Raw genomic sequence first — 11,744 nt, 5'->3', positions numbered from 1 at the left:
AAAATTAAAACGCTTTCAATAGTTTGTAGTATAATAGATTTCAGTTTCAAAAACTAGCCAAGTCAAACAGCTCCTCTAAAAGTACTTTCAGAGGAGCAAGTCGACCTATAAATCATACCCAAGTTAATGATAAAAAATAAGAGTCCAAGCAATTTATACGATGTAAACACTGAAATAAATAAACCTATAAGGGATAAAATAGAATTTGAAGCGATTCCTGCTAACATAATTTTCAAAAATTGTTTTTTATTTTTTAGGAATTGCACTCCACTTAAATCTACAAAAAAAGACAAATTAAACAAAAGTAGCATTATTCCACAATTTGGAATTTCAATTTGATAATTATTAGCAATTATTGCATGACTAAATTCATGTATCGTTGCAGATATAATAACAACAAGCAACCAAAGTAAAAGAATGTTTAGCGTTATTGGAAAGTTTTGGAAATTAGTCAAAATATCCGCCCTATAAATATACATAATAAAACATTGCAAAATAAGAGCCAATGGGAAAATACCAAATAGGATTTTTTCAAAATTCTTATTAAATCTTTTATAGTTTAATTTTTCAGATAATGTTATATTAAAGTCCCAAGATATTTTAAAAATATTTATCTTTTTTCGTGATTTCATAGAATCTATAAGTCCCATTTTACTAAGAACAATATAAAATCTTAAATAATATTTCTTCCCTACTAACACTAATAAGTCCGATATGGTAAATTCTTGACCTATTAGTTGCTCTAACCATTTTTTTCCTGTTTCCCAACTAATACATGTTTCTTACTGGATGGTATATATAGATGATACTGTCCCTCATAAGGAGTAGGTAATATCTTAATCTTATCAACAATTCTCATAACAAACCTAACCTTTAATAAATAAAAGAGGGGCTAAGTAAAACATACTCTAGTCCCTCAGTCCGCAATCAATAAAATAATAACTAATTCTATTAATCTCTTGCTGCAAGACTAATACGGAAAATTCAAATGACTGTCTAAAATGAAATTGAAAAAGCTTAATGTTAGTAAATGAACAAACTTCAACAACCAGCAAGAGCAAGGATTGCTAAACCAAATCCGATACCTGTTGCAAGTCCAGCTGAAAAATCACTAACTGGTACTGAAATTTTTTCAATTTCCTCAAATAAAAAGTTATCTTGCATGATTATCACTCCCTATCTTTTTAACAATAGGCTACTCCAATTAAGAGAACTACCCCAGTTCCAAGTAAAACTCCCCCAAAATTCACCATCTGTAGAGGCTACGATTTCTTCAATTTCTTCAAATAAGAATACTTCATCTGACATATGTGTTACCTTCTTCATAAAAAATTATTTTGCAATCGATTACACTGCATAATGTAACATAAAGAAAAACAGATGTCAGATGTCAAATATTAAACGTAAAAACTAGTCACTAAAGTACTATGAGAAAAAAGGTAAAACCTAGCGACGCGATGAGCGCTGGGTCGTTTGGTTTCGATTGCTCTCTTCCTCTTGTTTTTTCTGTTCTTCTTCTAAACGTTTACGTTCTTCTTCCTGCCTTTTCTCAGCTTCTTCGGCCTCTTGTTTGGCCTTTTCCTCAGCTTCCATAATTAATTTATCCGCCACAGTGTAGCTGTAAATTCCAGCTTCCATATCGACCACACTCGGTTCTGACAATTGAGGTTTAATCTTGCTGTAATAAGGCAATTTCTTGCTCATTTCAGACAGGGGAACCAAGACTTCGTCCGAATCATTCATGGTCAATCGAATTAAATCGGAAGTCACCTTGCTTGGGGCTAGTTCCACCTTTTGGATATCCGCCTTGAGTTCTGGGCTAATTTGAGCAAGTTCTGAGACAAAAACCTTGATTTTTTCACTATCATTAAAGAGAACTGATATATAAGTTTCTGGTAAACTGACCAAGCTCACAGAACTAGTCTCAAGCTGACCACTGGAAAGAATAGGATAATGGTTTTCACCAGAAATATAGTAGGCCACAATATCGTATTCCTTGACCTTGATAGTGAACTTGGTTGGAAATTGATAAACAAGTTGAGCTGATTCAACCCAATAGTTAGACTTAATCTGCTTTTCATATTTTTCCTTGTCTAGCAGAAGGTTAATCGTATAATCCGAATCCTGAATACCTGAAGCCTGTCGAATATCATCAGCTGTAGTGTGCACCGTTCCCTCAACACGAATATCTTTCATGGTCGCATAAGGACTGAGCAAGTAGGCAGAGACAATCAATAAAAGCAGACTTGGAAATAAAATCGTGAAGGCTCGCAAGATATGGATACCAGGAATCTTTGCTTTGGCTGGTTTTTCCTTTGTAGCCTTTTTAGCAAGCTTTTTATCCTGTTCCTCCTTCTCTTTAGACTCTGATTCTTCTATCTCTTCTTTCTCTTTGTCAGCCTCTGAGGATGCTACTTTTTCTTCAGACTCTTCCTTAGCTGATTCTGAGTCTTTTGAATCAGATTCACTCTCTTGGTCCTCGGTTGCATCTGAATCTTCAGATTTTGAAGCCATTCGAGCTTGTCTTTCCTTTTCTTTCTCCTCAGCTAGGGCTGCCTCTTCCTCAGCCTTCTTTTTTAGATATTCTTGGTTTCGTTTCTGCCATTCTGATAACTCTTTCAATTCTTCGAGGATTTCTTTGCCCTCATTTTTCTTATCTTTTGACATTTACTTTCCTTATGATAAATCTTTTTTCAACAATTGATAAAAATCTGCTAGAGATTTCAATTCCTTAGAAGCCTTCATCTTAGCCTGGTAGTCTTCCTTGTGACTTAGTAAGTGAGCAAGCTTCTCTTCCAAACTATCCAAGGTCAAATCGCTTTCTTGAAGCTCTTCTGCATAGCCTTTTTTTACAAAGTAAGCTGCATTTTCAATCTGGTCACCACGACTAGCTTCACGACCAAGTGGCACAATGACATGTAATTTTGCCATAGCCAAGAGCTCAAAAATCGTATTGGCACCACCTCGTGTCACAACAATGTCAGCCAATTCCATTAAGGGTTGATAAAGATTGGTCACGTAATCAACACGAAAGAGATTTTGGCTCAATTCATTCAGGCTAGAATCTCCAGTTAAATTGATAATATTGTAGCGCTCTGTCAGTTCTTTCTTATGGTCTGTCACCAATTGGTTAAAGACACGAGCTCCTGCTGAACCGCCGACAAACAATATCGTTGGCAATTTTGTATTAAAGTGGGTTTGGATATCCACCAATTCATCCGGTTCTGGATTTTTTTGGTCTGAAACCTTGGTCACTGCTCCCACATGCTCGACCTTAGACAAACTCGAAGCTTGTTCAAATGTTGAATACATCTTCGTCGCAAATTTATAGGCGATTTTATTGGCCAAGCCCATAGACAGGTCAGATTCGTGAATAAAGACAGGCACTCCTGACACACGCGCAGCGATAACGGGCGGTACAGAGACAAAGCCTCCCTTTGAAAAAAGGGCCTGTGGACGAACTCGTAACATGATAAAGAGCGATTGGACAATTCCCCAACCAACTTTGAAGACGTCCAGCATATTTTGCCAAGAGAAATAGCGACGCAATTTCCCAGTTGCAATGGAATGGAAGGTGACGTCAAAACCTGACTTGAGGATTTCTTGGTGTTCAATACCACTCTTGTCCCCGATATAGTGGACTTCCCAGCCATCTTCGATGAACTTGGGCATTAACAAAAGATTGAGGGTAACGTGTCCAACCGTCCCCCCACCTGTAAAGACAATTTTTTTCATATTATTCCTTTAACTCCGCTACTGTGTCGATAAAGAGGTCGCCACGTACTTCAAAGTTAGCATACATATCCCAGCTGGCATTGGCTGGACTGAGAAGGACTACATCTCCTTGAGTCGCAAGTTCATAGGCCTTGCGGGTCGCATCTGCAATATCAGTCGCATCCACATAAGCCACACCAGCCTTGTCTGCTGCCCGTTTGACACGTTCGGCAGACTGACCAAGAATGACCATCTTCTTGAGTCCAGTAATATCTGGAACCAAATCGTCAAACTCATTGCCACGGTCCAAACCACCTGCAATCAAGACTACCTTGCTGTTGTCAAATCCTGACAAGGCTTTTTGAGTTGCCAAGATATTGGTTGACTTACTGTCGTTATAAAATTTAACACCCTGAATTTCATCCACAAACTGGAGACGGTGTTTGACACCACCAAAGGCTGAAAGAGTTTCTTTAATGGTTTGGTTGTCTACACCACGAAGCTTGGCTACAGCAATCGTCGCAAGGGCATTTTCCACATTGTGGCTACCTGGAACTCCGATTTCACTCGCTGCCATGACCACTTCTCCACGGAAGTAGAGCTGACCATCTTCCAGATAAGCTCCATCAACCTTTTCCAGTGTTGAAAATGGAACTACAGTAGCTTGTGTTTTGCTAGCCAATTCTTTTGCCAAGTCTTGGTTAAAGTTCAAAACAAGAAAATCAGCCGCTGTCATCTTGTTTTGGATATTCCACTTAGCTGCTACATATTCCTCAAAAGAACCATGGTAGTCGATATGAGTTGGCATGAGGTTGGTAATAACCGCAATCTCTGGATGGAATTCTTGAACTCCCATAAGTTGGAAAGAAGAAAGTTCCATAACAAGAGTGTCCTTGTCTGACGCAGTTTGAGCCACTTGACTAGCTGGATAGCCGATATTTCCTGATAAAAGACCATGTTGTCCAGCCGCAGTCAAAACTTCCCCAATCATAGTCGTTGTGGTTGTTTTTCCATTTGAACCTGTGATACCGATAATTGGTGCTTCTGAAATCAAGTAAGCCAATTCCACCTCAGTCAAGACAGGGATACCTTTGACCAAAGCCTTTTCAATCATAGGATTGCTGTAAGGGATACCTGGATTTTTCACCATGAGGGCAAACTCTTCATCCAAAAGTTCCAAAGGATGACCACCTGTGATAACCTTGACCCCTTCTTCCAGCAAACTTTGGGCAGCTGGATTGTCCTCGAAAGGCTTCCCATCATTTACCGTTACAATAGCACCTAGCTTGTCCAACAAACGAGCTGCAGATTCACCAGACTTGGCTAAACCTAAAACAAGGACTTTCTTATTTTTAAATTGATCTATTACTTTCATGTCTCGAACTCCATTTCTACTCCTACTATTTTACCATTTTTATGGAAATAAAAAAGCCACAAAGTGTGTTTGTGACTCTTTCTTCTAACTGATACTCTTCGAAAATCTCTTCAAACCACGTCAGCTTCGCCTTGCCGTACTCAAGTACAGCCTGCGGCTAGCTTCCTAGTTTGCTTTTTGATTTTCATTGAGTATGAATCTTACCATATCATCTATGTGATAAATCGGTAACTCGAATGACTTGGTCCACTTGCTCCCAAATCAGAGGATTGTGGGTCGCAATAATAATGGTCCGATTCGGATTTTTTAAAGATTCTAGGATAGAAAGTAATTCCTCAGAGTTTTTGGGGTCTAGTGAAGCAGTTGGTTCATCTGCGAGAATCAAAGGTGGATCCTTTAAAATTATCTTCGCTAATGCAACACGTTGTGCTTCTCCTCCTGATAATTCAAAGATAGGTTGCTTTAAATCCAAATAAGAGAGGTTTACACGGTTTAGAGCTTGTTTCATCAAAGAGATTTTCTCTTTTTCCTTCAACTTTTTACCAACTAAACCCAGATTGAGATTCTCTTTGACGGTTTGGCTTTCAATTAAGCCAAAATCTTGAAATAGGTATCCTAAGTAATCTCTAAAGAAAACAGAAGGCCTGATGTCCTTAAGAGAAGTGCCATCATAGATGATTTGTCCTTTGTCATATGGCTCTAATCGTCCAATCATATTCAAGAGTGTTGTCTTACCACAGCCACTTGTACCGATTAAGGCATAAATTTTCCCACCTTCAAAATGAAGATTGGTATCTGAAAATAGCTGACGGCTTCCAAATTTTTTAGATATATTCTTTAGTTCAATCATCCTATTTTCCTTTCATAATTGTCATAGAAACACGAGATTCTTTCTGCGCTTGACGGTAAAGCGTCAAAACTGCACTAGCTAGAAAGACGAATAAAGTGAGCAAGCCAATCACCAAGTCTCGACTGCTTAAAATAAAGAGACTAGCACCAAATACAAAACTGGCAAATTGACTAACCATATACTGAGCATGTGTTTCAAAAAATCGTAAACCTGAAATTCGTTTAATCAGAATATCTCGGCGGAATTGCTCGAAATATAGAAGATTGACAGAATAAAAGAGTAACAAGGAACTAGCTATTCCAACAATAGCTCCTAGGATTAAAGTTGCTGTTTCAGTTTGAACTTCATTATAACGAGTTAGATAAACACTTCTTCCTTCTTTAAGATAAGATACTTGCTCATAAATTCCAGCTTTCTTCAAGAGTTCTAGCCCACTCTCATATTCTTTGATAAAAAGTTGTTTTCCAGCATTGATAGACCAAACATATTTTGAAATGAAACTATCACCTGTAGATGTTGGAGTAAATACAACTAAAATCGGATCGGTTAAGTACTGAATGGATACTGGGCTTTCACCGTTATTATAAACAAATCGCTTTTCTCCAGTTGGAAGATAGCTAATAATCGCTCTCATTTCATACTCTAAAGGAGCACTTGCCTCCTCACTTGATTGCCCGTAATAGTTCAAACTTTCTTCAAAAGCTTTCTTAAGTTCTGCTTCCTGTGAACGAAGAGATTCTGGTAGTAAGAGTCCAAATTCTCCTTTTTGAAGATGGACTAACTTCTGTTTGGTCTCAGCATCTACCACGACCTTTTCCTTGTCCAAATAACTTGGGCTGACATAGAGAACATTAGCATCTGGACTATAGGTATCCAGTGTCTCTCCCTGTTCATTTTTTCCTTGAGGATTTGCAAAATGAATGAGATTATCTTTTACAAATAGAGCCTGTTCTTGTTCAACTGCTTCTTTGGAAAATTCATACCACTTGCTCTGATTTTCTGTATCTTTTCCTCTATCACCTAAGCCAAAAGAAATTTGATAATAGTCTGCTCTGTCTTGCCACGCTTGTTTTGAAATTTCAAGTTCTTTCAATCGTTGGTAAGACGTCAAGCCTGTCTTAACAGCGTATCCCACTGTAAAAACAGCTACTAACTGACACAATAGGGTTAAAGCCATCAAGCGTTTAAGGGGTAATCTCCCCTTAATAACAGGAACTAATGCTTTGTAACTCAAACTCATTAGATAAAGAAGCATTAGTAAAATTGAAATCGCCAATAAAAACAACAGATAGAAACTAATCCCAAAACCATAGGTGGCTAACAAGATAGGATAAAACAAACCTTGACTAAAAAGAACGACTCCCCCACCTAGGAAGGAAAGGAGGGCTGATAGAAGGAGCCACTTGATATCAGTAGATAAAGAATGCCCCATGATGGATAAGAGAGTCTGACCAGAAAAGAGTTTTATACCTGCTGCTCTCATTTCCTTAATCCGAGTAATAATCACCAGAGCAAAGAAAGATAAGCCAAATATTGCTAAACTAATTAAAATAAGTGGATTTAGTAACATTCTAAAAGCAAGAGTATAGGGCGGTGTCTTTCGGTCAGGAATTGCTTTATAACCCAAATCTCCTAATTTATCGGCAAGCTTTTCTTTCGTCAAGGAGCCTGACAAAAGGAGATAACTATTTAGTGGATCACTACGTTCACGACTTTCTTGACTAGCTTCTTGGAATTGTTTTGGTAAAGTTCCCTGACCATAAATTGCATAAGTAAAGTGAGTTGTCCCATCCTTACTCGGCTCTACAATTCTTCTAGCTATTAAACTCTGTTCTGAGTTTGCAAAATTCTCCAATTCCTGTTCAAATACCTCACGCGTCGGTTCCTGAGTATCTTTTTTGACACGAAGTAAAGAAACGGAATCATAGCTTGCATATAAATATTGTGGCGCACGTAAGACAATAATCCAAGCAAGGAAGAAGCTGAGAAAAAAAGTTGATAGTAATATGAATAGTTTCTTCATAGTAGACTCCTTGTAAACAAAATTCCCCCCTGTAATTTCTTACAAGGGGAATTATCTAAGAAAACTAAATATTAGTCATAGTCATAGTAAAATGCTACTTGTTCCCCAAATTTAGTCCAAATCCAAGCCTCTGAAGTTTTCCCTGCAACTGCTGTTCCTTTATCTGAATGACTATCCCATTTACTTACAAGAGAAGAAGAATGATATTTTTTACCATGATAGTAATTTGAAAAAGCCCAACCACCTCCTGAACCTTCTCCATATGTCCATACTCCTCCATCTGGATATTGTACAGCAGCTGATGCAGCTCCCAATAATGTAAAGCTTGAAATAAGAGCTAGAGCAAGTAATCTATGTTTTTTCGTTTTCATTTTATTTTTCCTTTCAAAAAAAGCACACCCTGAGCAACAATGCAACAAAATAAATCCTCCTCTCTCTTTTTTTGAAACCGATTTCTTATATAATAAGAATAGCATTTTTATTATTTGTTGTCAAGGAAAAAATCGAATTTTTTAGATATTTTACTATATTACCTATATGAATAATATTTTTATATTACCTATATGAATAATATTATATAGTAGTTTTATTTCAAAATATTTGCAACCAGTACTAACCAAATATTAAATAGATGTCATTGACAAATTTTATTCAAGTTTTTCCCATTCATATTATCCAAGCAAAAGAGATGATGTTATAGTAAAAAAACAATTCAAACTATTGTAAAATTCCTACCAAAAAAAGAGAGCCAAAACTCTCTTTTTTATCTTCTTTTACCTTTTTTGACTGGCATGAGTGTGATGTCTCTCACACTAAAGTAAGCTAGGATTAACATGGCTATTGCTAGGAACATTTCTGTTGGTAATTGAAAAATTTTCAGAAAAGATAGAGCCAACAAAACCAAAAGTGCCACTAAAATACATACCATAGCGACGATATTGACTGTCCCTTTAATACTTTCTGGTGTCGCAAATACATAGAGTAGGAGCAGTAAAATCCCTAGGACTAAATAGACCATCTTTCTCTCTTTCTAGCTCTTATTCAGCTGATTTTTTCTTCTTGTTAGCTTTCTCACGCTCTGCCTTGTTAAGGATTTGTTTACGCAAACGGATAGACTCAGGCGTTACTTCCATGTACTCATCGTCGTTCAAGAACTCAAGAGACTCTTCAAGTGTCAAGATACGAGGAGTCTTGATAACAGCTGTTTGGTCCTTAGTAGCTGAACGAACGTTGGTCATTTGCTTCGCCTTAGTGATGTTAACTGTCAAGTCGTTTTCACGAGAGTTTTCACCGATGATCATTCCTTCGTAAACTTCAGTACCTGGGTTGACAAAGATAGTACCGCGTTCTTCAATAGACATGATAGAGTAAGTTGTAGCCTTACCAGCATCGATAGAAACAAGGGCACCACGGTGACGACCACCAATTTCACCTGGAATCAATGGCAAGTATTGGTCAAAGGTATGGTTCATGATACCGTAACCACGAGTCATTGACAAGAACTCAGTTGAGTATCCAATCAAACCACGCGCTGGAACAAGGAAGACCAAACGAGTTTGACCATTACCAGTTGAAATCATATCCAACATTTCACCCTTACGTTCAGAAAGGCTTTGGATAACAGATCCTTGGTATTCTTCTGGAGTGTCGATTTGTACACGCTCAAATGGCTCACATTTAACACCGTCGATTTCTTTTACGATAACTTCTGGACGAGATACTTGAAGTTCATATCCCTCACGACGCATTGTTTCGATAAGGATTGACAAGTGCAATTCTCCACGTCCTGAAACAGTCCATTTATCTGGTGAATCAGTTGGGTCAACACGCAGGGAAACGTCTGTTTGCAATTCTGCCTGCAAGCGTTCTTCCACCTTACGAGAAGTTACCCATTTACCTTCTTTACCAGCAAATGGTGAGTTGTTGACCAAGAAAGTCATTTGAAGAGTTGGCTCATCGATGTGTAGAATTGGAAGAGCTTCAACTGCGTCTGTAGGAGTAATGGTTTCACCGACAAAGATGTCTTCCATACCTGAAACGGCAATCAAGTCACCTGCTTTTGCTTCTTGGATTTCACGACGTTCCAAACCAAAGAAACCGAAGAGTTTTGTAACACGGAAGTTTTTAGTTGTGCCGTCAAGTTTAGAAAGGGTAACTTGGTCCCCAACTTTAACAGTACCACGGAAGACACGACCGATACCAATACGTCCAACGAAGTCATTGTAGTCCAAAAGTGATACTTGGAACTGCAAAGGCTCATCTGAGTTATCTACTGGAGCCGGGATGTGGTCGATAATTGTGTCAAAGATTGGTGCCATAGTCGCTTCTTGGTCAGCTGGATCATCTGACAATGAAGAAGTTCCGTTGATCGCTGAAGCATAGACCACTGGGAAGTCAAGCTGGTCGTCATCTGCACCAAGCTCGATGAACAGTTCCAAGACTTCGTCCACTACTTCTGCTGGACGAGCTGATGGTTTATCGATTTTATTGACAACCACGATTGGGACAAGGTCTTGTTCCAAAGCTTTTTTCAATACGAAACGAGTTTGTGGCATTGTTCCTTCGTAGGCATCTACGACCAAGACAACACCGTCAACCATTTTCATGATACGCTCAACTTCTCCACCGAAGTCCGCGTGTCCTGGGGTATCCATGATGTTGATACGAGTTCCGTTGTAGGCAACAGCTGTATTTTTAGCAAGGATGGTAATTCCACGCTCTTTTTCGATATCGTTTGAGTCCATAGCACGCTCAGCCAATTCAGTACGTGCATCAAGCGTTTCTGATTGTTTCAATAATTCGTCAACAAGGGTTGTTTTACCGTGGTCAACGTGGGCGATAATCGCAATGTTACGGATATCTTCTCTTAATTTTGTCATGATTTCCTCTATAATATTCAAAATTTATTTTCTAACTGAACGATTATACCATAATTTCAGGTAAATAACATAACTCAAGCAAGTGTAAATGTTTTCACTCCGCTTTTCTTTTCACGTCAAGCCTTTTCAAAGCAAGCGACTTATGATAAGATAGGCACAGTATGCGTTTAGATAATTTATTAGCCCAAGAAAAAGTTAGCCGAAAGGCCATGAAGCAAGCCTTACTCAAAGGGGATATTCTCGTCGATGGTTGCCCAGCCCGCTCCCTAGCCCAAAATATCGATACAGGACTACAGGAACTCCTTTTTCAGGACCGAATCATTCAAGGCTATGAGCACACCTATCTGATGCTTCATAAGCCTGTTGGTGTCGTGACAGCCAATAAAGACAGGGAACTTCCAACCGTCATGGACCTCCTTCCGCCTGACATCCAGTCTGATAAGCTCTATGCCGTCGGCCGACTGGACCGAGATACAACGGGACTCCTCCTCTTGACCGATAACGGTCCCTTAGGCTTTCAGCTCCTCCATCCCCAATATCATGTCGATAAAACTTATCAAGTTAAAGTTAATGGACTTCTGACACCTGACCATATCCAAGCCTTTCAAAAAGGAATTGTCTTTTTAGATGGCACTGTCTGTAAACCCGCAAAACTAGAGATTCTATCTGCAAGTCTCTCCCTCAGTCAAGCCTCTATCACCATTTCAGAAGGAAAATTTCATCAAATCAAGAAAATGTTCCTCTCGGTTGGTGTTAAGGTGACTAGCCTCAAGAGAATCCAATTTGGGGACTTTACATTGAACCCAGATTTAGCAGAAGGTAACTACCTCCCTTTGAACCAAAAAGAGTTACAAATCATTAAAAACTATTTAGAGATGAGTCGATAAAGTCATAACCACCCGT

The 11,744-nt window shown here is 38.6% G+C and carries 11 protein-coding genes and 1 pseudogene; 1 reads left to right on the top strand and 11 read right to left on the bottom strand.

Features of this window, described 5'->3' with window-relative positions:
- Positions 1-107: 107 nt before the first annotated feature.
- From HT709_RS10905 to typA, 11 genes and pseudogenes are all read right to left on the bottom strand, one after another.
- Positions 108-650: pseudogene (locus HT709_RS10905) on the bottom strand (peptidase M50 family protein); the annotation flags it as partial.
- A 391-nt stretch (positions 651-1,041) separates the two neighbouring features.
- Complete coding sequence (locus tag HT709_RS12125) at positions 1,042-1,164, bottom strand: hypothetical protein (RefSeq protein ID WP_001153673.1); 123 nt, start codon at positions 1,162-1,164, stop codon at positions 1,042-1,044.
- 12 nt (positions 1,165-1,176) lie between these two features.
- Positions 1,177-1,308 (bottom strand): hypothetical protein, encoded by a 132-nt coding sequence (locus tag HT709_RS12120; RefSeq protein WP_007284949.1) that lies wholly within the window; start codon positions 1,306-1,308, stop codon positions 1,177-1,179.
- Between the two features lie 138 nt (positions 1,309-1,446).
- Positions 1,447-2,667: a cell division protein FtsQ/DivIB gene (locus tag HT709_RS10900; RefSeq protein ID WP_172925764.1), complete on the bottom strand. Its 1,221-nt coding sequence runs from the start codon at positions 2,665-2,667 to the stop codon at positions 1,447-1,449.
- Between the two features lie 9 nt (positions 2,668-2,676).
- The gene (locus HT709_RS10895; protein ID WP_138705094.1) at positions 2,677-3,735 is read right to left on the bottom strand and encodes a UDP-N-acetylglucosamine--N-acetylmuramyl-(pentapeptide) pyrophosphoryl-undecaprenol N-acetylglucosamine transferase; all 1,059 of its coding nucleotides are present in this window, start codon (positions 3,733-3,735) and stop codon (positions 2,677-2,679) included.
- 1 nt (position 3,736) lies between these two features.
- Positions 3,737-5,089 (bottom strand): UDP-N-acetylmuramoyl-L-alanine--D-glutamate ligase, encoded by a 1,353-nt coding sequence (gene murD / locus HT709_RS10890; RefSeq protein ID WP_172925763.1) that lies wholly within the window; start codon positions 5,087-5,089, stop codon positions 3,737-3,739.
- Between the two features lie 208 nt (positions 5,090-5,297).
- Positions 5,298-5,939 (bottom strand): ABC transporter ATP-binding protein, encoded by a 642-nt coding sequence (locus tag HT709_RS10885; protein WP_000571290.1) that lies wholly within the window; start codon positions 5,937-5,939, stop codon positions 5,298-5,300.
- Position 5,940: 1 nt separating this feature from the next.
- The gene (locus HT709_RS10880) at positions 5,941-7,962 is read right to left on the bottom strand and encodes a bacteriocin-associated integral membrane family protein (protein WP_172924855.1); all 2,022 of its coding nucleotides are present in this window, start codon (positions 7,960-7,962) and stop codon (positions 5,941-5,943) included.
- A gap of 71 nt (positions 7,963-8,033) precedes the next feature.
- Positions 8,034-8,333, bottom strand: coding sequence for a lactococcin 972 family bacteriocin (locus HT709_RS10875; RefSeq protein WP_000850382.1), 300 nt, complete (start codon positions 8,331-8,333; stop codon positions 8,034-8,036).
- A 392-nt stretch (positions 8,334-8,725) separates the two neighbouring features.
- Entirely contained in the window at positions 8,726-8,980 is a 255-nt protein-coding gene (locus tag HT709_RS10870) for a DUF3165 family protein (protein ID WP_000262804.1), read from the bottom strand.
- 19 nt (positions 8,981-8,999) lie between these two features.
- Positions 9,000-10,841, bottom strand: coding sequence for a translational GTPase TypA (gene typA, locus HT709_RS10865; RefSeq protein ID WP_000164111.1), 1,842 nt, complete (start codon positions 10,839-10,841; stop codon positions 9,000-9,002).
- A 161-nt stretch (positions 10,842-11,002) separates the two neighbouring features.
- Between typA and HT709_RS10860 the strand changes: the two genes are divergently transcribed.
- On the top strand, positions 11,003-11,728 hold the full coding sequence (locus tag HT709_RS10860; protein ID WP_172924857.1) for a pseudouridine synthase: 726 nt from the start codon (positions 11,003-11,005) through the stop codon (positions 11,726-11,728).
- Positions 11,729-11,744 lie beyond the last annotated feature (16 nt).

The sequence above is a fragment of the Streptococcus sp. 1343 genome (genome assembly GCF_013277355.1).
GTDB lineage: Bacteria > Bacillota > Bacilli > Lactobacillales > Streptococcaceae > Streptococcus > Streptococcus pseudopneumoniae.
This window is presented reverse-complemented; position numbering and strand designations above follow the sequence as displayed.